Origin of the sequence: Amycolatopsis tucumanensis (genome assembly GCF_021654135.1) — a bacterium.
Classification (GTDB): domain Bacteria; phylum Actinomycetota; class Actinomycetes; order Mycobacteriales; family Pseudonocardiaceae; genus Amycolatopsis_E; species Amycolatopsis_E tucumanensis.
Map to the genome: position 1 here is coordinate 14,174 of NZ_JAKGSD010000030.1, position 18,492 is coordinate 32,665.

25 protein-coding genes are annotated in these 18,492 nt (G+C 72.5%); 7 read left to right on the plus strand and 18 right to left on the minus strand.

Translation table 11 applies throughout. From position 1 onward, the window contains the following. Positions 1–18 precede the first annotated feature (18 nt). The 10 genes from lgt to L2C96_RS26345 form a co-directional block, all read right to left on the minus strand. Entirely contained in the window at positions 19–960 is a 942-nt protein-coding gene (lgt, locus tag L2C96_RS26300; protein WP_237338163.1) for a prolipoprotein diacylglyceryl transferase, read from the minus strand. Positions 961–997: 37 nt separating this feature from the next. Then, positions 998–1,165: a hypothetical protein gene (locus L2C96_RS26305; protein WP_020419677.1), complete on the minus strand. Its 168-nt coding sequence runs from the start codon at positions 1,163–1,165 to the stop codon at positions 998–1,000. A gap of 23 nt (positions 1,166–1,188) precedes the next feature. Further along, entirely contained in the window at positions 1,189–1,740 is a 552-nt protein-coding gene (locus L2C96_RS26310; protein WP_039791676.1) for a Uma2 family endonuclease, read from the minus strand. A gap of 57 nt (positions 1,741–1,797) precedes the next feature. Next, the gene (locus L2C96_RS26315; RefSeq protein WP_020419679.1) at positions 1,798–2,475 is read right to left on the minus strand and encodes an MOSC domain-containing protein; all 678 of its coding nucleotides are present in this window, start codon (positions 2,473–2,475) and stop codon (positions 1,798–1,800) included. After that, a complete protein-coding gene (locus L2C96_RS26320; RefSeq protein WP_237338164.1) occupies positions 2,472–2,975 on the minus strand; it encodes a DUF3291 domain-containing protein in 504 nt (167 codons plus the stop codon). The genes L2C96_RS26315 and L2C96_RS26320 overlap by 4 nt, the downstream gene beginning before the upstream one ends. A gap of 52 nt (positions 2,976–3,027) precedes the next feature. Continuing rightward, positions 3,028–3,819 (minus strand): tryptophan synthase subunit alpha, encoded by a 792-nt coding sequence (gene trpA / locus L2C96_RS26325; protein ID WP_020419681.1) that lies wholly within the window; start codon positions 3,817–3,819, stop codon positions 3,028–3,030. Then, entirely contained in the window at positions 3,816–5,051 is a 1,236-nt protein-coding gene (trpB, locus tag L2C96_RS26330) for a tryptophan synthase subunit beta (protein ID WP_027934830.1), read from the minus strand. Before trpB ends, trpA begins: the two co-directional genes overlap by 4 nt. After that, on the minus strand, positions 5,030–5,839 hold the full coding sequence (gene trpC, locus L2C96_RS26335) for an indole-3-glycerol phosphate synthase TrpC (protein ID WP_027934829.1): 810 nt from the start codon (positions 5,837–5,839) through the stop codon (positions 5,030–5,032). The genes trpB and trpC overlap by 22 nt, the downstream gene beginning before the upstream one ends. A gap of 145 nt (positions 5,840–5,984) precedes the next feature. Continuing rightward, entirely contained in the window at positions 5,985–6,536 is a 552-nt protein-coding gene (locus L2C96_RS26340) for a Trp biosynthesis-associated membrane protein (protein WP_237338165.1), read from the minus strand. Next, positions 6,514–8,076: an anthranilate synthase component I gene (locus L2C96_RS26345; protein WP_020419685.1), complete on the minus strand. Its 1,563-nt coding sequence runs from the start codon at positions 8,074–8,076 to the stop codon at positions 6,514–6,516. The genes L2C96_RS26340 and L2C96_RS26345 overlap by 23 nt, the downstream gene beginning before the upstream one ends. Positions 8,077–8,170: 94 nt before the next feature. On the opposite strand from L2C96_RS26345, the gene L2C96_RS26350 reads away from it, so the two are divergent. Next, positions 8,171–8,785 carry a TetR/AcrR family transcriptional regulator gene (locus L2C96_RS26350; RefSeq protein WP_237338166.1) on the plus strand — a complete coding sequence of 205 codons (615 nt, stop codon included), beginning with the start codon at positions 8,171–8,173 and terminating at the stop codon, positions 8,783–8,785. A gap of 196 nt (positions 8,786–8,981) precedes the next feature. Here the strand turns inward: L2C96_RS26350 and hisI are convergent, their stop codons facing one another. Next, positions 8,982–9,368 carry a phosphoribosyl-AMP cyclohydrolase gene (hisI, locus tag L2C96_RS26355; protein ID WP_020419687.1) on the minus strand — a complete coding sequence of 129 codons (387 nt, stop codon included), beginning with the start codon at positions 9,366–9,368 and terminating at the stop codon, positions 8,982–8,984. Beyond that, on the minus strand, positions 9,365–10,138 hold the full coding sequence (gene hisF / locus L2C96_RS26360; RefSeq protein WP_027936114.1) for an imidazole glycerol phosphate synthase subunit HisF: 774 nt from the start codon (positions 10,136–10,138) through the stop codon (positions 9,365–9,367). The genes hisI and hisF overlap by 4 nt, the downstream gene beginning before the upstream one ends. Before the next feature lie 34 nt (positions 10,139–10,172). Here hisF and L2C96_RS26365 point away from each other — a divergent pair, with 34 nt between their 5' ends. Continuing rightward, on the plus strand, positions 10,173–11,021 hold the full coding sequence (locus L2C96_RS26365; RefSeq protein ID WP_237338167.1) for a DMT family transporter: 849 nt from the start codon (positions 10,173–10,175) through the stop codon (positions 11,019–11,021). A gap of 19 nt (positions 11,022–11,040) precedes the next feature. Next, positions 11,041–11,421 carry a PPOX class F420-dependent oxidoreductase gene (locus tag L2C96_RS26370; RefSeq protein ID WP_237338168.1) on the plus strand — a complete coding sequence of 127 codons (381 nt, stop codon included), beginning with the start codon at positions 11,041–11,043 and terminating at the stop codon, positions 11,419–11,421. Here L2C96_RS26370 and priA read toward each other — a convergent pair. Both priA and hisH read right to left on the minus strand, forming a co-directional pair. After that, on the minus strand, positions 11,405–12,145 hold the full coding sequence (priA, locus tag L2C96_RS26375) for a bifunctional 1-(5-phosphoribosyl)-5-((5-phosphoribosylamino)methylideneamino)imidazole-4-carboxamide isomerase/phosphoribosylanthranilate isomerase PriA (RefSeq protein WP_020419691.1): 741 nt from the start codon (positions 12,143–12,145) through the stop codon (positions 11,405–11,407). The two genes, L2C96_RS26370 and priA, sit on opposite strands and share 17 nt — an antisense overlap. Positions 12,146–12,196: 51 nt before the next feature. Next, complete coding sequence (hisH, locus tag L2C96_RS26380) at positions 12,197–12,826, minus strand: imidazole glycerol phosphate synthase subunit HisH (RefSeq protein WP_237338169.1); 630 nt, start codon at positions 12,824–12,826, stop codon at positions 12,197–12,199. Between the two features lie 109 nt (positions 12,827–12,935). Here hisH and L2C96_RS26385 point away from each other — a divergent pair, with 109 nt between their 5' ends. After that, positions 12,936–13,262: a hypothetical protein gene (locus L2C96_RS26385; RefSeq protein ID WP_235716187.1), complete on the plus strand. Its 327-nt coding sequence runs from the start codon at positions 12,936–12,938 to the stop codon at positions 13,260–13,262. A 545-nt stretch (positions 13,263–13,807) separates the two neighbouring features. Here L2C96_RS26385 and L2C96_RS26390 read toward each other — a convergent pair. Next, positions 13,808–14,707, minus strand: coding sequence for a transketolase family protein (locus L2C96_RS26390; RefSeq protein ID WP_237338170.1), 900 nt, complete (start codon positions 14,705–14,707; stop codon positions 13,808–13,810). 3 nt (positions 14,708–14,710) lie between these two features. Then, positions 14,711–15,409, minus strand: a complete 699-nt coding sequence (locus L2C96_RS26395; protein ID WP_237338171.1) for a thiamine pyrophosphate-binding protein — start codon at positions 15,407–15,409, stop codon at positions 14,711–14,713. Between the two features lie 52 nt (positions 15,410–15,461). Between L2C96_RS26395 and soxR the strand changes: the two genes are divergently transcribed. Then, positions 15,462–15,923: a redox-sensitive transcriptional activator SoxR gene (gene soxR, locus L2C96_RS26400; protein ID WP_020421831.1), complete on the plus strand. Its 462-nt coding sequence runs from the start codon at positions 15,462–15,464 to the stop codon at positions 15,921–15,923. A 413-nt stretch (positions 15,924–16,336) separates the two neighbouring features. Here the strand turns inward: soxR and L2C96_RS26405 are convergent, their stop codons facing one another. Continuing rightward, complete coding sequence (locus tag L2C96_RS26405) at positions 16,337–16,675, minus strand: DUF2695 domain-containing protein (protein ID WP_237338172.1); 339 nt, start codon at positions 16,673–16,675, stop codon at positions 16,337–16,339. A gap of 93 nt (positions 16,676–16,768) precedes the next feature. Here L2C96_RS26405 and L2C96_RS26410 point away from each other — a divergent pair, with 93 nt between their 5' ends. Next, positions 16,769–17,314, plus strand: coding sequence for an RNA 2'-phosphotransferase (locus tag L2C96_RS26410; RefSeq protein ID WP_237338173.1), 546 nt, complete (start codon positions 16,769–16,771; stop codon positions 17,312–17,314). Between the two features lie 17 nt (positions 17,315–17,331). Further along, a complete protein-coding gene (locus L2C96_RS26415) occupies positions 17,332–17,757 on the plus strand; it encodes a GNAT family N-acetyltransferase (protein WP_020421833.1) in 426 nt (141 codons plus the stop codon). 1 nt (position 17,758) lies between these two features. Here L2C96_RS26415 and L2C96_RS26420 read toward each other — a convergent pair whose 3' ends face one another. Next, positions 17,759–18,331, minus strand: a complete 573-nt coding sequence (locus tag L2C96_RS26420; protein ID WP_020421834.1) for a TetR/AcrR family transcriptional regulator — start codon at positions 18,329–18,331, stop codon at positions 17,759–17,761. Positions 18,332–18,492: the final 161 nt, after the last annotated feature.

The following is an 18,492-nucleotide window of genomic DNA, read 5'->3' on the forward strand; positions in this document are numbered from 1 at the left end:
TCGCGCGCCTGAGTAGAACTACTCGCGTTCCGGGGCGACCTTGTCGGTGTCGTCGGCCGTGTCGTCGTCCTTGCTGCGCAACGTTTCCGGCGCCTCGCGCGGCCCCCGCCGCTTGGCGAGGAAGAAGTAGACCATCGCGCCGGCGAACACCAGGATCGACGTCCACGTGTTGACCCGCAGGCCGAGGATGTGGGTGGCGTCGTCGGTGCGCATCAGCTCGATCCAGAAGCGGCCCAGCGTGTACCCGGCGACGTACAGGGCGAACGCGCGGCCGTGGCCGAGGCGCATCTTGCGGTCGGCGTAGACGACCAGCGCCGCGATGAGCAGGTTCCAGATCAGCTCGTACAGGAACGTCGGGTGCACCGGGCTGTCGGCGAGCGGGATGTGCCCAAAGGCGATGCCGTTGGGCCCCTGGTCGGGGATCGTCGGGTTGTTCGGGTCGAAGCGCTGGTAGATCTCCAGGCCCCAGGGCAGCGTGGTGTGTGCCCCGTAGAGCTCCTGGTTGAAGTAGTTGCCGAGGCGGCCGATGGCCTGCGCGGCGATGATGCCGGGGGCGATCGCGTCGGCCATCGCGGGCAGCGGCACGCCCTTGCGGCGGCAGCCGATCCACGCGCCGACCGCGCCCAGAGCGATCGCGCCCCAGATGCCGAGGCCGCCGTCCCAGATGTAGAGCGCCTTGACTGGGTCCTTGCCCTCGCCGAAGTACCGCCACCAGTCGGTGATGACGTGGTAGAGGCGCCCGCCGACGAGCCCGAACGGCACGGCCCACACGGCGATGTCGACCACCGTGCCCTTGGTGCCGCCGCGCTGCACCCAGCGGCGGTCGCCCCACCAGATGGCGAGGATGATGCCGGCGATGATGCACAGCGCGTAGGCGCGGATCGGGATCGGTCCCAGGTGCCAGACGCCGCGGTCCGGGCTCGGGATCGTCGCGAGGAACACAGCCGAGGCGGAATTCACGCGCTCACCGTAACGTGCGCGGTGTGAAGTGCGTGGGTCAGCCCGCGCGGTTGAGGACGGCCGACCCGATCGCGAGCACACACCCGACGCCGAAGATGGCCGTGAGGTACCACGGGCCACCCTGAGTGACGTTCCAGACCGCCACGAGAGCCGCCACCACGGCGATGACGAGACTGCGCACCTGCAGGGGAGAAGGCCGGGCCATGCGGACAGCCTGCCACGCCCGGATCAGCGGGTGAGGTCGAGGGTGGCCGCGAAGGGCTGGGAGAAGGTGAGCTTGCCGCCCTCGCTGCGCGCGCTCTCGCGGTACTCGCCGTCGGCGAGCTCGAACAGCACCGCCGGGCCGTCGGTCTCGACGAGGAGGTAGAACGGGACGCCCGCCTCCGCGTAGAGCTGCCGCTTGAGCACCCGGTCCTGCACCCGGCTCGACGGCGAGACGATCTCCGCCGCCAGCAGCAAATCCTGAGCCTGGCAATACAGGCCGCTGTGCCCGCTCCGGTTCATGACGACGAAGTCCGGGATGAGCAACCGCTGCCCGCCCAACCGGACGTTCACCCCCGGCAGCAGTTCGGTTCCCGCCGGAAGCACCGGCGGGAATCCGATCAGCAACCGTTGCAGGAGGCGCTGGTGTCCGGACCGGGGTGCCGGACTCACCAGCAGAGCACCATCGACCAGCTCGATCCGGCAGCCGCGATCCTCGGGCAAGTCGAGCACGTCCTCGACCGTCCACGGCTCGACCCGCAACACGAGGTGGCCCGGTTCGGCAGGCCAGTGTGGCATATCGTCCCCCGGTTCATCCGAAACGCGAGGGCACCCTTCCACCCGGCACCGGCCGCCCTAGCCCGCGGACGCTCCTCGCCGCTCGAGGGCGCGGCGTACCTTGCGCTTGTCGTACTCCGGCAGGGCCTCCACGGCGGCCAGGTCGGGCAGCAGCGCGGGCTCCGTGGTGAACGCCCGGAACGCCGTCCCGATCGTCACCCCGTGGTCCGGCCGCGACAGCACCGTCACCGCGTCGCCGGCCTGAACCGGGCCCGGCTCCAGCACCCGGAAGTACGCGCCGGGCAGCGCACGCTGCGTGAAGGTCTTCACCCAGCCGCGTTCGCCGAGCCAGCCGGCGAACGTGCGGCACGGGATGCGCGGCGACGTCACCTCCAGCACCAGCGACGACCCGACCCGCCACCGCTCCCCGATCAGCGTCCCGGTCAGGTCGACGCCCACCGTGGTCAGGTTTTCGCCGAACACGCCCGGCGGCAGGTCGCGGCCCAGTTCCGCCGCCCAGACGTCCAGGTCCTCCCGCGCGTACGCGTACACCGCCTGGTCGTCGCCGCCGTGGTGGCGCAGGTCGCAGATCACGTCACCGGCCACGCCGCTCGCGCCGACCCCGCGCGGGCCGGGCGCGGCCACCGCCACCGGCCCGTCGACGGGACGCTTGTCGATCCCGGTGACCCCGAGATCGGCCTCCCGCACCTCGCGCTTCGACCCGATGTTGACCGACAGCACCTTCGCCATGCTCATGCCTTGCAGAACCAGTCGGCCTGCCCGGGCTCGGGCACGGCGCCGCCGGGCGGGAACGTTTCGCGGAAGGTGAACGCGTACGGCGTCGGCCCGTGCGCCCGCAGGTGCCGGATCCGGTCCTCGGCCTCGGCGGTGCCCGGGCGGTGCCCCTCGGGCACCCACCACAGCGCGGTGAACGCCTCGGGCATCCGCTCGAACCACTCGCGGCGGCGCTTCAGCACGGCCCGGTGCTCCCCCGAGTACACGTACGCGGCAAGGTCCTCGACCGAACGCCAGGTCGACATGTTGACGATGACCCCCGCGCTGGTGCCCGTGTCCCACTCGAAGGCGCGGATCGCGGTCGCGTTGCCGTCCTCGGTCTGCATGCGCCACACGAAACCGGGTGCGGCGTCGGCGAGGGCGTTGATCGGGTCGAGCGCGTCCACGAAGTCCTTGAGCTGGGGCGACGTCAGCGGGGCGACCAAGCGGCCGACGTTCACCTGCGCGAGTTCATAGGCCATGCCGCCAGTCTGCCGATCAGCGGGCCCGGCGGCCACGTGTTTTAGCCCGGGCTCACGCCGTGGCGACGGCCTGGCGCACGCCCTCGGCGAGCTCACCGGCCAGCGCGTGCACCGGTTCGGTGCCGCCCGCGGCGGCCGACACCAGCGCCGACCCCACGATCACGGCGTCCGCGAACCCGGCGATCTCGGCCGCCTGCTCACGCGACCGGACACCCAGGCCGACGCCGATCGGCAGGTCCGTGTGCGCCCTGGTGCGGGCCACCAGCTCGGCCGCGCCACTGCTGACCTGGTCCCGCGCGCCGGTGACGCCCATGACCGCGGCCGCGTACACGAACCCGGAGGACGCCTTGACGGTCAGGTCGATCCGCTCCTCGGACGAGGACGGCGCGACCAGGAAGATCCGGTCCAGGCCGTGCTGCTCGGACGCGGCCATCCACTCGCCCGCCTCGTCCGGGATCAGGTCCGGCGTGATGAGGCCGAGGCCACCGGCGGCGGCGAGGTCGCGCGCGAACTTCTCCACCCCGTACTGGCGCACCGGGTTCCAGTAGGTCATCACGACCGCGCGGCCACCGCGGGCCGAGACCGACTCGACGACCTCGAACAGGTCCCGCAGCCGGAAGCCGTTCTTCAGCGCGGCGTCCGCGGCGAGCTGGATCGTCGGGCCGTCCATCACCGGGTCGGAGTAGGGCACGCCGACCTCGACGAGGTCCGCGCCACCGTCGATCAGGGCCGCCAGCAGGTCCTTCGAGCCCGGCACTGTCGGGTACCCGGCGGGCAGGTAGCCGACCAGCGCGGCGCGGCCCTCGCTCTTCGTCTGAGCGAACAGATCCTGCAGCCCGGTCACTTCTCCACCAATCCGAAGTACTTCGCGGCGGTGTCCATGTCCTTGTCGCCGCGGCCCGACAGGTTCACCACGATGAGCCCGTCCCGGCCCAGCTCCTTGCCGAGCTGGATGGCGCCGGCCAGCGCGTGGGCCGACTCGATCGCCGGGATGATGCCCTCGGTGCGGGACAGCAGCGCGAACGCGTCCATCGCCTCGGCGTCGGTGACCGGCCGGTACTCGGCGCGGCCGCTGTCCTTGAGCCACGCGTGCTCGGGGCCGACGCCCGGGTAGTCCAGGCCGGCCGAGATCGAGTGCGACTCGACCGTCTGGCCGTCCTCGTCCTGCAGCAGGTACGACATCGCGCCGTGCAGGTTGCCCGGCGTGCCCTTGGTCAGGGTGGCGCCGTGGCGGTTGCCGTCGATGCCCTCGCCGCCCGGCTCCAGGCCGACGAGCCGCACGTCCGGGTCGTCGATGAAGCCGTGGAAGATGCCGATCGCGTTGGACCCGCCGCCGACGCAGGCCGCGACCGCGTCCGGCAGCCGCCCGGTCTGCTCGAGGATCTGCGCGCGGGCCTCCTCGCCGATGACCTTGTGGAAGTTGCGCACCATCATCGGGAACGGGTACGGCCCGGCGGCGGTGCCGAACAGGTAGTGCGTGGTGTCGGCGTTGGCGACCCAGTCGCGCAGCGCCTCGTTGATCGCGTCCTTGAGGGTGCGCGAACCGGTCTTGACCGGGATCACCTCGGCGCCGAGCAGCCGCATCCGCGCCACGTTCAGCGCCTGCCGCTCGGTGTCGACCTCGCCCATGTACACCACGCACTCGAGACCCATCAGGGCGCACGCGGTGGCGGTGGCGACGCCGTGCTGGCCCGCGCCGGTCTCGGCGATGACCCGCTTCTTGCCCATCCGCTTGGTGAGCAGCGCCTGGCCCAGCACGTTGTTGATCTTGTGAGAGCCGGTGTGGTTGAGGTCCTCGCGCTTGAGGAAGATCCGCGCGCCGCCCGCGTGCTCGGCGAACCGCTCGGCCTCGGTGAGCAGCGACGGCCGTCCGGCGTAGTCGCGCAGCAGGCGCTTGAACTGGGCCTGGAACTCCGGGTCGAGCCGGGCCTTGTCGTACTCGGCGGACACCTCGTCGACGACGCCGATCAGCGCCTCCGGCATGAACCGGCCGCCGTAGGGGCCCCAGTAGCCGCGCTCGTCGGGGTCGTGCGCGTCGTGCTGCTCGTGCTCGCTCATCGGCTCGGCCTCGGGCATGCGGGGTGCGATCCGGCGGTGACCAGCTTCATCAGGGCGCCCTTCGGGTCGCCCGAGGCCACCAGGCCCTCGCCGACCAGCACCGCGTCGGCGCCGTGACCGGCGTAGGCCATCAGGTCGCCGGGGCCGCGGACGCCGGACTCGGCGACCTTCACCGTGTCGAACGGCAGGCCCGGCGCGAGACGGCCGAAGACGTCCCGGTCGACCTCGAGGGTGTGCAGGTTGCGGGCGTTGATGCCGATGACCTTGGCGCCGGCCTCCAGCGCGCGGTCGGCCTCCTCGGCGTTGTGCACCTCGACCAGCGCGGTCATGCCCAGCGACTCGACCCGGTCGAGCAGTGCCATGAGGGCGTTCTGCTCCAGTGCGGCGACGATCAGCAGGACCAGGTCGGCGCCGTGCGCGCGGGCCTCGTGGACCTGGTAGGGGGTGACGATGAAGTCCTTGCGCAGGATCGGGATGTCGACCGCGGCGCGGACGGCGTCCAGGTCGGCCAGCGAGCCGCCGAACCGGCGCTCCTCGGTGAGGACGCTGATGACCCGCGCGCCCGCCGCCTCGTAGTCCTTGGCCAGCGCGGCGGGGTCGGGGATGTCGGCCAGCGCGCCCTTGGACGGGCTGCGGCGCTTGACCTCGGCGATGACGCCGATCGACGAGTCACGCAGCGCGGACATGGCGTCCCGCGGCGGCGGCGCCTGCGCGGCGAGCCGCTTCAGCTCGTCGAACGGGAGCGCCTTCTCCCGCTCGGCGAGATCTTCCCGGACGCCGGCGACGATGTCTTCGAGAACGGTCACGGCGCAACCTCACCGGTTGTCGCACATTCACTCGAAAGCTGGCTCACAAACACCTTCCCCTTCCCGCAGAAAAGATGCTAACCCGCCCACCTGTGCGGACCGGTTCCGGGTCGGACTTGCCTTGTCCGGCAGCGGAAATCGCCGCCTACCGATCAGTAGTCGGATCTTCGCCCTCCGACAGCGCCTCCCACAGCTCCGCGTCCGGATCCTTCGCGGCCTTCTTCCGGCCGGCCGGGGCCTCGTAGCGCGCGCCCAGCTTCGCCATGCGGCCCGCACCCTTGATCGCGAACAACCCCGCGACGAGCATCAGAATTCCCGCCAGCAGCGCCAGTCCGCGCCCGGCGAAGATCTGCCCGGTGGGCGCGCCTTCGGGGAAGCCGCCGAAGCGCCAGCCGTCGATCGCGATCCAGCCCGCGGCGATCCCCGCCAACGCGACCAGCACGCCCAGCACACGGCGCAGCCAGCCGCCCGCGGCGATCAGCCCGGCGACCCCGGCCAGCGCGAGCACGGCCAGCGGCACCAGCGCCACGGACTCCTGCTCGCCGGTGTGCTTGTCCAGCACCATCCCGCGCACGCCCGCGTCACGCAGTTCGGCCGCCCAGACCAGCCGCGAGGAACCCCACAGCGCGGCCGCGGCCAGCAGCAGCGCGGCCGCGACGATCCACAGTGGACGCTTACTGGACGCTGGCGACGTCATCGGCCGGGTCCAGCTTCCGCGGCGGCGCCATGGTCTGCGCGGCGGCGACCGCGGAGAGCACCGTGCGGGCCTTGTTCAGGCATTCGTTGTCCTCGTACTCGGGCACCGAGTCGGCCACCACGCCGCCGCCCGCCTGCACGTACGCGATCCCGTCCCGGATCAGGGCGGTGCGGATCGCGATGGCCGTGTCGGCGTCGCCCGCGAAGTCGAGGTAGCCGACGACGCCGCCGTAGAGACCGCGGCGGGTCGGCTCCAGCTCCTCGATCAGCTCCATCGCGCGCACCTTCGGGGCGCCGGAGAGCGTGCCCGCCGGGAAGCACGCGGCCACCGCGTCGAACGCGGTCTTGTCCTCGGCCAGCTCACCGGTGACGGTGGACACGATGTGCATGACGTGGCTGTAGCGCTCGATGGCGAAGAAGTCGACCACCCGGACGGTGCCGGGCTTGCAGACCTTGCCCAGGTCGTTGCGGCCGAGGTCGACCAGCATGAGGTGCTCGGCGCGCTCCTTCTCGTCGGCAAGGAGGTCCTTGGCCAGCTGCGCGTCCTCCTCCGGGTCCGCGCCGCGCCAGCGGGTGCCCGCGATCGGGTGCGTGGTGGCGCGGCCGTCCCGCACGGTGACCAGCGACTCGGGGCTGGAGCCGACGATGTCGAAGCCGTCCAGCCGCAGCAGGTACATGTACGGGCTGGGGTTGGAGGTGCGGAGCACGCGGTAGATGTCCAGCGCGTCGGCCTGGGTGGGGATCTCGAACCGTTGCGAGGGCACCACCTGGAACGCTTCGCCGGCCTTGATCGCCTCGACGGCCTTCTCCACCGCGGCGAAGTAGTCGGCCTGCGTGCGGCGGCGCTCGAACTCCGGCGCCGGGCGGTCGAAGACGGCGGCGGTCGCGGGGGCCGCGGCGCCGAGCCGCTCGGTCATCTCCTCCAGGCGGCGGACGGCGTCGTCGTAGGCCGCGTCGACCCGCTCCGGGCTGTCGTCCCAGTTGACCGCGTTCGCGATGAGCGTGACCGTGCCCTCGTGGTGGTCCACGGCGGCCAGGTCGGTGGCCAGCAGCATGGTCAGCTCGGGGATGTCGAGGTCCTTCTCGGCCAGCTCCGGCAGCTTCTCCAGCCAGCGCACGGCGTCGTAGCCGAGGTAGCCGACCATCCCGCCGGTCAGCGGCGGCATGCCGGGCAGCGGCTCGGTGTGCAGCGCGGCGACCGTCTCCCGCAGGACGGTCAGCGGGTCGCCCTCGGCGGGCAGGCCCACCGGCGGGGTGCCCTCCCACACGGCCTTGCCGTCCCGCACGGTCAGCGCGGCGGGGCTGCGCACGCCGATGAAGGACCAGCGCGACCACGACTGCCCGTTCTCGGCCGACTCGAACAGGAACGTGCCCGGGCGGTCGGCCGCGAGCTTGCGGTAGACCCCGACGGGCGTTTCGCCGTCGGCGAGCAGCCGACGGACCACCGGGATCACGCGACGACCCTCGGCGAGGGCGCGGAACTCGTCGCGTGCGGGGCTCACCGAACCGAGGCCGCCGTCGGTGGGATTCGCACTGACCATGGGGCCATTGTGCCGCCCGGGTCCGACACTCTTCGCACCGGGCGTTAATTCAGGCTCCGTTGAATTCTGGTCCCGCCCGCGCCATGATGGAGGGGTGAGCACCGCGGAACAGCCTACGCCAGCCAAGCGGCGCGGCCGCCGCCCCGGCGGCCAGGACACCCGGGCCGCGCTCGTGGCCGCCGCGCGCGAGGTCTTCAGCGAGAGCGGCTACGAGGGCGCGACCGTGCGCGCGATCGCCGCCCGCGCCGGCGTCGACGCCGCCATGGTGAACCACTGGTTCGGCGGCAAGGAGGGCCTGTTCGCGCAGGCCGTGCTGCAGCTGCCGTTCGACCCGGTCGAGCTCCTCTCGCAGCTCATGGACGGGCCGGTGGACGAGCTCGGGAAGCGGATCGTGCGGCGGTTCCTGACGGTGTGGGACGCCACCGAGGGCGGCGCGTTCCCCGCGCTGGTGCGCAGCATCGCCAGCCACGACCAGGCCGCGTTGAGCCTCAAGGACTTCCTGATCCGGCACGTGCTGGAGAACGTGGTCGGCCGGGTGTCGCCGGACCGGCCGGAGCTGCGCGCGACGCTGTGCGCGTCGCAGATGGTGGGCATGGGGATGGCCCGGTACGTGGCGAAGTTCGAGCCGTTCTCGACCACGGACATCGACACCATCGCGGCGGCCGTCGGCCCGACGTTGCAGCGCTACCTGACCGGCGACATCGACTAAGCCTGTTTCATAAGCGGCGGAGCCGTTTGCGGTGGGCCGTCAACCGGCACCGCCGCGGGTGTGAATGGGCGCCGCCGCGCGGAGCGCGTCCGCTGAGGGTGGTGGCGGGCTGGCGGGTGGGCGGTTCCTGGCGAGGACAGCGCCGACGTGGTGAATTGGCATTCATGAGGAGGCGATCCCACAGCCAGGGGCCGCCTCAGGTTCCGCTCCCCGCACCGCCACGCAAGCCACTTCCGTCATCTTCAAGCAGCAGGCGGTCGTCGCTGTCGAAGCAGGTGCGGGTGCCGGTGTGGCAGGCGGGGCCGGTCTGGTCGACGCGCACCAGCAGCGTGTCCGCGTCGCAGTCGAGGCGGACCTCGCGCACGTGCTGCACGTGCCCGGACGTCTCGCCCTTGACCCACAGCTCCTGGCGGCTGCGCGAGAAGTACGTGCCGCGACGGGTGGTCAGCGTGCGCTCCAGCGCCTCGTCGTTCATCCAGGCCACCATCAGCACGTCGGAGGTCGCGTGGTCGACCACGACCGCGCACACCAGGCCGTCGGCGTTGCGCTTGAGCCGCTGGGCCAGCTCGGGTGCCAGGCTCACCTGACCTCGACCCCGCCGTCGCGCAGGGCGTCCTTGACCGCGCCGATCTTCAACTGTCCGAAGTGGAACACGCTGGCCGCGAGCACGGCGTCCGCCCCGGCCCGCACCGCGGGCAGGAAGTGCTCGACCGCGCCCGCTCCCCCGCTGGCGATCACCGGCACGGTGACGACCTTGCGGGTCTTCTCGATCAGCTCCAGGTCGAAACCGGCCTTGGTGCCGTCGGCGTCCATCGAGTTCAGCAGGATCTCGCCGACACCCAGCTCCTCGCCGCGCTGGGCCCACTCGACCGCGTCGATGCCGGTGCCGCGGCGGCCGCCGTGGGTGGTCACCTCGAACCCGGACGGCGTCGGCTCCGAGCCTTCCGGCACGCGCCGCGCGTCGACCGACAGCACGATGCACTGCGCGCCGAAGCGGCGGGACGCCTCGCGCAGCAGCTCGGGCCGGGCGATCGCCGCCGTGTTGATGCTCACCTTGTCCGCGCCCGCGCGCAGCAGGCGGTCGACGTCGTCGCAGGCACGCACGCCGCCGCCGACGGTCAGCGGGATGAACACCTGCTCGGCGGTGCGCCGGACCACGTCGAAGGTGGTCTCGCGGTTGCCCGAGGACGCGGTCACGTCGAGGAAGGTCAGCTCGTCGGCGCCCTCCGCGTCGTAGGCCCGCGCCAGCTCGACCGGATCGCCGGCGTCCCTGAGGTCGGCGAAGTTGACGCCCTTCACCACCCGGCCCGCGTCGACGTCCAGACACGGGATCACCCTGACCGCTACACCCATGCCACCAGGGTAGATGTTCCCTAGAGTGGCGTGGGTGTGGTGGGGGTTGCTGTGCGCGGTGGCCGCCGCGGTCGCCTACGGGGTCGCGTCCGTGTTCCAGGCCGTCGCGGCCCGCGCGGTGGACGACGGCGGGTCCGGGGTGGACCCGCGGCTGCTCGTGCGCGTGCTGCGGCAGTGGCGGTACGTGCTCGGGCTCGGCCTGGACGTCGTCGGGTTCGTGGCGCAACTGGTCGCGTTGCGGGTGCTGCCGCTGTTCGTGGTGCAGGCCGCGCTCGCGGCGAGCCTCGCCGTCACCGCCGTGGCGGCCCTCACGCTCGGCGTACGGCTGTCCGGCCGGGAGTGGGGCGCGATCGCGCTGGTGTGCGCGGGGCTCGCGCTGCTCGGCGTGTCCGCGCGGAGCGAGGGTTCCGAGCCGGTGGGCACGGCGTTCCACGTCGCCCTGCTCGTAGCCGTCGCGCTGCTGGCGGTCGCGGGCTGGACCGTCGGGCGCGCTCCCGAGCACGTCCGCACACCGGCTCTCGGGCTGGTCTCCGGGTTGTGCTTCGGCGTGGTCGCGCTGGCCGGGCGGGTGCTGGACGCGACGGGCGTGATCGCGGTGCTGACCGATCCCGCCGCGTACGCCCTCGCCGCGGCGGGGGTGCTCGCGATGCTGTTCTACGCCTCGGCGCTGCAGCGCGGCAGCGTCACGACGGCCACCGCGCTGATGGTGGTCGGCGAAACGGTGGTCCCGTCGCTGATCGGCGTGGTCCTGCTGGGCGATTCGACGCGGGCCGGGTTCGCGCCGGCGGCCGTGGCCGGGTTCGTGGTCGCGGTGGCGGCGGCGCTGGCCCTGGCCCGGTTCGGCGAGGTCGACAGTCCACAGCGGACACCGGTGCGGCGCTGATCACGCTACCGTTGGGGGCATGTCGGATTTCGAGCGCATCGCCGCCGAGAAGTACCTCCTGTTGACGACGTTCCGGAAGAACGGCACGCCCGTGCCGACGCCGGTGTGGGCCGCCGGGCACGACGGCGAGATCGTCGTGTGGAGCGACCGGACGGCGGGCAAGGTCAAGCGGATCCGCAACAACCCCGAGGTCACGCTGCAGGGCTGCGACTTCCGCGGCCGCGAGACCCACGGGCCGGTGGTGACCGGGCAGGCCCGGCTCCTGGACGACGCGGCGACCGAGCGGGCGCGCTCGGCGATCGCACGCAAGTACGGGGTGGTCGGTCAGGTGACGATGTTCTTCAGCAGGCTGCGGGGCCGCCAGAAGACGATCGGCCTCGCGATCAAACTCGCGGGCTGACCGCGTCCAGGGCCTGCGGCAGCGTGAACGCGCCCGCGTAGAGGGCCTTGCCGATGATGGCGCCCTCGACGCCGTCCGCGGCGAGGCCGGCCAGCGCGCGCAGGTCGTCCAAACTGGACACCCCGCCGGAGGCGATCACCGGCGCGTCGGTGCGGGCGGCGACCTCGGCGAGCAGCTCCAGGTTCGGACCCTTGAGGGTGCCGTCCTTGCTGACGTCGGTGACCACGTAGCGCGAGGCGCCGTCGCGGTCCAGGCGCTCCAGGACCTCCCACAGGTCGCCGCCGTCGCTGGTCCAGCCGCGGCCCTTGAGCCGGTGGCCGTCCTCGGTGATGCGCACGTCGAGGCCGATCGCGACGCGGTCGCCGTAGGTGGCGACGACCTTCGCGGTCCACTCCGGATCTTCGAGCACCGCGGTACCCAGGTTCACCCGGCGGGCGCCGGTGGCGAGCGCGGCCTCCAGCGACGCGTCGTCGCGGATGCCGCCGGACAGCTCGACCTGCACGTCCAGCTCGCCGACCACGCGGGCGATCAGCTCCTTGTTGTCGCCCTTGCCGAACGCGGCGTCGAGGTCGACGAGGTGGATCCACTCCGCGCCGTCCCGCTGCCAGGCGAGCGCCGCGTCGAGCGGGCTGCCGTAGGAGGTTTCCGTGCCCGCCTCGCCCTGGACGAGACGCACGGCCTGGCCATCGGCCACATCGACGGCGGGAAGGAGGGTGAACGTCACGCGGCCACTATAAGGAGCAACGGCGCTCAGCTGCCCGGAGGGTGGGACTGGTCAGAGGCTGCGCAGCCAGTTCTCCAGCAGGTGGGCGCCCGCGTCGCCGGACTTCTCCGGGTGGAACTGGGTCGCCCACAGCGGGCCGTTCTCCGCGGCCGCCACGAAGTCCTCGCCGTGGTGCGCCCACGCCACCTTGGGCTGCTGGCCGGGCAGGCCGGACTCGAGCTGCCAGCTGCGGGCGGCGTAGGAGTGCACGAAGTAGAACCGGGCGTCCGCGTCGAGGCCGGCGAACAGCTGCGAGTCCTCCGGCGCGCGGACGGTGTTCCAACCCATGTGGGGGACGACGTCGGCGTGCAGGCGGTCGACCGTGCCGGGCCACTCGCCGGTGCCCTCGGTCTCCACGCCGTGCTCGACGCCACGCTCGAACAGGATCTGCATGCCGACGCAGATGCCCAGGACGGGACGACCGCCGGCGAGACGGCTGCCGATGATCTTCTCCCCGCCCACGGACAGCAGGCCCGCCATGCAGGCCGCGTAGGCGCCGACGCCGGGGACGACGAGGCCGTCGGCTTCCAGCGCCGCATGCGGGTCGGCGGTCACCTCGACCTCGGCGCCGACGCGGCGCACAGCGCGCTCGGCGGAGCGCAGGTTCCCCGATCCGTAGTCCAGAATCACGACGCGAGCCACCTGACCAGTCTAGAGGCTTCGTGTGGGTGGTTCCGCCGGGCGGCTCGGAGGCGTTTGATTGCGGCAGGCGGGGGAAGGCTGCGGGAGGGCGCCGCGGTAGGGAGTGACGATGTCGTCGCAGAGCGAAGCCCACGGGTCCGGTGAGCTGGCCAGGGAGCTGGCCAAGACGCTGGACGAGCTGGACAGCGGCCGGCTGGGCCCGGACGAGGTGCGCGAGCTGCTCGAAGGGCTGACCACGCTCGCCACGGCGGTGACGCGCGTGCTCGACGACCTGCGGGCGTGCCCGGTGCTGCGGGAGCGGGAGCACGAACTGGGGCTGCTCGCGTTCCAGACGATCCGCAGCAAGCTGGAACAGGCCGCCGCGGCGGCCGAAGACCTGCAGGTGAGCGCCGAGGCGCTGTGCCGTCTGCTGCCGGAGCACACGCCGGAGGATTGAGCCGGCGGGTGCCACGGCTCACGAGTTCCGAGGCTGCTGCGCGGACGGCAACGGCGGCGGGGCGGCAGCGGCGGGGCCGGTGCCGCCATCGGCGCGGCAGCGGCGGGGCGGGCGCCGCCACCGGCGCGGCAGCGGCGGGGCCGGTGCCGCCACCGGCGCGGCAGGCAGCAGCAGCGGCGCGTGCGGCGCAGTGGGCAGCAGCGCCGCGACCACTGGCCCGCCGGGCAACGGCACGCGGGGCGGCCCAGCCGCCAGGCCGCCGGCGCACCGGCAGGCGGCACAGCCGACGCCAGCGCGGCGGGCGCAGCCACCCACCCGCCAGGCCGCCCGCCCGCCGGCGCAGCCACCCACGCCCGCCATTCCAACCACCGGGCTGGCGCAGCCACCCACCCCGCCAGGCCAACCACCGGGCCGGCGCGGCCACCCACGCCCGCCATGCCAACCACCGGGCTGGCGCAGCCACCACCCGCCAGCGGCCGGGTCAGCGCCGACAGTCCGTGTGGGTGAAGCCCGCTCGGGTGCTTCTGGGCCTCCACTTCGTCCGCTCAGTCCGGGCGCAGGAAGGCCTTCAGGGCGGCCGCGATGCTCGCCTCGTCGAGGGCGTGCGCCAGGTCGTGGTCGGTGACGTCGCCGTACCTGCGCACCTCCGCGTCCCGGCGGGTGCCCAGTGCCCGGAGGCGGTGCGGGACCTCCACGAGGGCCTCGCTGACCTGGTGGGCGGACGTGCCGGCCAGGTACGGCTCGACCAGCACCACGTCCGCCACGCCCGTCTCGGCCACCGCCGCGCGCAGGGTCGCGGCGTCGAAGGGGCGGACGGTCTTCGCGTAGAGCACCGTCACGTCCAGGCCCTCGGCCGCGGCCAGCACGCGGTCCAGCATCGGGCCGACCGCCAGCACGACCCCGCGCCCGCCCCGGCGCACCACCTGCAGGCCCGGCCCCGGGCGTGGGCGCGCGTTCGACTGGCCGCTCAGGCGCAGGTACACCGTGCCGTCGCCGGGCAGCGCCTCACGCAGCAGCGACACCGCCTCGTCCGGGTGCCCTGGCACGTGCACGGTCCAGCCCGGGATGGTGTCGATGAGCGCGACGTCCCCCGGCGACTGGTGGGTCCGGCCGGCGGTCGACATGTCGTACGAACCGCCCCACGAGACGAGCACCGCGCCCGCGCCCTGGTGGGTCAGGTCCAGCTTGACCTGCTCGTACGGCCGCTCCACGAGGAACGACGGGAACGTGTGCACCACCGGCCGCATCCCGGCCAGCGCCAGCCCGCCCGCGACGCCGATCAGCGCCTGCTCCCGGATGCCGACGTTGATGACCCGGTCCGGGTGCCTGCGCCTGGCGGCTTCCAGCGACGCGGCGGAGATGTCGGCCAGCACGACCGCGACTCGCGGATCCTCGTCGAGCACTTGCTCCATTGTGGACAGGAAGGTCTCGCGCATTCCGCTCATGGCTCAGCTCCCCTTCGGTTCGACGACGGCGACCACGCACAGCGGCCGGTCCGGGTGCGGCGTGGTGAACGCGGCGTGCAACGCGTCGTGGTCGCGGCCGTCGACCGTGCGCGTGGCCCAGCCCTCGACCGCGAAGCGCTGCGCGATGCCGCCCGGCCAGCCATGCGTCGCCGACTGGTTGTCGACCACCACCGCGGTCAGCTGGGCCATCGACGCCCGCCCGGCGAGCGCGATCGCCTCGTGGTTGGAGCCCTCGTCGAGCTCGGCGTCCCCGGTCAGCACCACCACCTTCGGTTCCGTCAGGCCCTGCGCGCGCAGCCCGAACACCGTCCCGACGCCGAGCGCGAGCCCGTGCCCCAGCGAGCCGCTGGAGATCTCCACGCCGGGCACGAGCGTCCGGTCCGGGTGGTAGCCCAGCCTCGACTCGCTGCCCGCCCAGCCGGCCAGTTCCGCGGGGTCGAGAAACCCCTTCGCCGCCAGGACCGCGTAGTAGGCCATCGGCCCGTGGCCCTTCGACAACAGGAACCGGTCGCGGGCCGGATCGTCCGGCGCGTCGGGCGACACGTTCAGCACCCGGTCGTACAGCACCCACAGCACATCTACTGTGGACTCCGCCGCGCCGGAATGCTTCTCGTCGCCGCGCATGGCGTCGATCAGCGCCGGCAGGTCGGCGTAGCCCATCCCCCTGGTCGTGTTTTCCATGCTTCGACCGTGCAACCTCGACTTAAGTCGAAGTCAAGGCTAGGCTGGCGCCGTGACCAAGCTTGCCGACCACCTGACCATTGGCCAGGTCGCGGAGCGCAGCGGCGTGCCGCACACGGCGCTGCGCTTCTACGAGGACCGGGGCCTGATCACCTCCGAGCGCTCGGCCGGGAACCAGCGCCGGTACCCGCGATCGGTGCTGCGCCGGATCGCGTTCATCCGGGCGGCGCAGCGGGTGGGGCTCAGCCTCGAGGAAATCCACGACGCGCTGTCCACCCTGCCACGCGACCACGCCCCGACGAAGGCCGACTGGGCCCGGCTGTCCCGCGGGTGGCAGGACGAACTCGACGCCCGGATCGACGCCCTGCAGCGGCTGCGCGACAGGCTGACGGGTTGTGTCGGGTGCGGGTGCCTGTCGTTGCGCGTGTGCGGGCTCTACAACACCGACGACCGGATGGCGCAGTACGGCCCTGGCGCGCGGGGACTCAAGCCGGCCACCGAGGGTGGCGCGTAGTCGGCCGACGGGTCGCGCGCAGTCGGCCAGCGACGGTGGCGCGCAGCCAGCCAGCGACGGTGGCGCGCAGCCAGCCAGCGACGGTGGCGCGCAGCCGGCGAGGGGTGCCACCAGCTGGCAAGGGGTGCTTGATTTCGGGAGTGCCGGGGCATCGCCTCCTTCTGTTGACCGCAATACGGGGATGACGGGTGGTCTCGGCTGCAGCCGGGCGCAGGGAGCCAAGTCGGCCCCGGATGGCGCTCAATCAGCGCGATGGGCGCACGTCGCGGAAGCTACGAGATGGCGCTCAATCGGCGCGATGGGTGCACGTCGCGGAAGCTCCGAGATGGCGCCCAATCAGCGCGATGGGTGCACGATTTCGCGGGAGTGCCGGGGCACCACCGGCTTGAGGTCCGCGAGACGGGAGCTGGCGCTCAAGTCGGCGAGCCGCGGGCTCGCCCGGGAGCGTCAGGCCTGCCCCACATCGAGCAGGGCCTCGTCGAGCCGCGGCGGACTCCGGCGCATGGTGGGGGCGTGCCGGAGCTCGTCGCGGCTCCGAGGGCGGCCGGCACTCCGCAGTCGCAGTTCACGGCGCGTCTTCGGAACATCCGGTCGATCGCGACCACGCCTGGGGCACGCAAGCCGCGCCAGCGTCGCGTCCACCGCAGCGTGCCGTCGCAGCCGAAATCGGCCAGCAGGCGGCTCACGTAGCAGCTCAGGCATTCCCGTTCCTGCGGCTCGGTCCACAGGTCGAGCAGGCCGGCGTTCGTCATCGGACCCTCCTTCGGTTCGTGCTCTCTGACTACCAGCGGCCTCCGACAAAAACCTTGCGCCGCCTCACCCGATCGTGCGCAACTGGAAACAACATGGACGAAAGAACGATCATCCGGGTGTCCAAGCGGCTGTCCCGGCACCTGCGGCACGAGCCCGGCGCGATCGGGCTGGCCCTCGGCCCCGGCGGCTGGGTCCCGGTCACCGAACTGCTCGCCGCGCTCGCCCGCCACGGGCTGCCGCTCTCCCGGGCCCAACTCGACGAAGTCGTGGCGGGCAACGACAAGCGCCGCTTCGCCTTCGACGAGACCGGGACGCTCATCCGGGCCAGCCAGGGGCACAGCGTGGACGTCGACCTCGGCCTGCCGGACACCGACCCGCCCGCCACCCTTTTCCACGGCACCGCCGAACGGTTCCTGCCCGCCATCCTCCGCGAGGGCCTGCGCCCGCGCTCCCGCCACGACGTGCACCTTTCGAGCGACACCGAGACCGCCGTCCGCGTCGGCTCCCGGCACGGCAAACCCGTCGTGCTGGTCGTCGACGCAGCCGGAATGACCCGCGACGGCCACCGCTTCCAGGTGAGCGCGAACGGCGTCTGGCTCACCCGTGCGGTGCCTCCGCAGTACCTGAGCCGTCACTGACCGATCACAATGAACGGGTGCGGATCAGGCCAGCCGATGTCACCGACGCCGTAGCCGTCTACACCCTGCTGGACCAGTCCGCCGGCGGACAACCACGGCGGGCGGCGTTCGACCACCACTACGAGCAGCTCATCGCGGCGATGACCTACGACGACACCGACTTCCTGGTGGCCGACACCGACGGCGAGGTCGTCGGCTACGTGCTGGCCGCCCGGGTCCTGTCGCTGCACGCCGGCGGCCCGGTCAGCCACCTGCTGGAACTCGTGGTCGCGCAGGCGCATCGACGGCAGGGCATCGGCGCGATGCTCGTCGACGCGGTCGTCCGGCGGGCGCGGCGCGCGGGGGCCGTCGAAGTGCACGTCATCGCCAGGCACATCCCCGGCTACTTCGAGCGGCTGGGCTTCGCCGAGACCGCGACCTGCCTGACGCTGCCGCTCTCCTGAATCAACCGCGCCGGCGGGGCCTGCCGAGCAGCTTGCGCCCCACCTCGAGCAGCGACTCGCGCAGGGTGTCGTCGTCGTAGTGCGCCAGGTCGGGCGAACCGCCGGCCAGCGCGATCCCCGCGACGGCGGCGTGCGCGGCGACCACCCGCGCCGGATCGGGATCGGGGCCGGTCAGGATCGTCATCATCCCGACCATGCAGCTCTCCTTGCCGAAGAAGTGCTTCTCCAGCGCCCGCGCAACCCCGGGGTCGCTGGAGAACAACGCGACCAGCGCCCGGTGCCGCACCACGAGGTCCACGAACCCGGCCAGCATGTGGTCGATACGCGCGCCCGGCCTGCGCTCCCGCTCCGCCTCCCCGACGATCGACTCCAGCTCGCGCAGCCCGGGCTCGACCACGGCTTCGGTGATCTCGTCCTTCGTCTTGAAGTGGTAGTACACCGCGGCCTTCGTGACGCCGAGCTCGTCGGCGATCATCTGCAGCGACGTGCCCTCGACCCCGTGCGCGGTGAACAGCCGCAATGCCGTGGCGAGCAGGCGGGTGCGGGTGTCTTCGTGTCCGGCCACGGCTGCCATCGACTGGTGAACCTCCTCGTCAGCAGCCGAAGAGTACGCGACCCGAAATCCTCCGGCAAACGTTTGAGGCGCTAGCCGTGCGGCTAGTCACACACTAGCCGATCGGCTTGGAGCTCCACTTGCCGATCGGCTAGCTTGAGTATCACCGGATCGGATGTCAC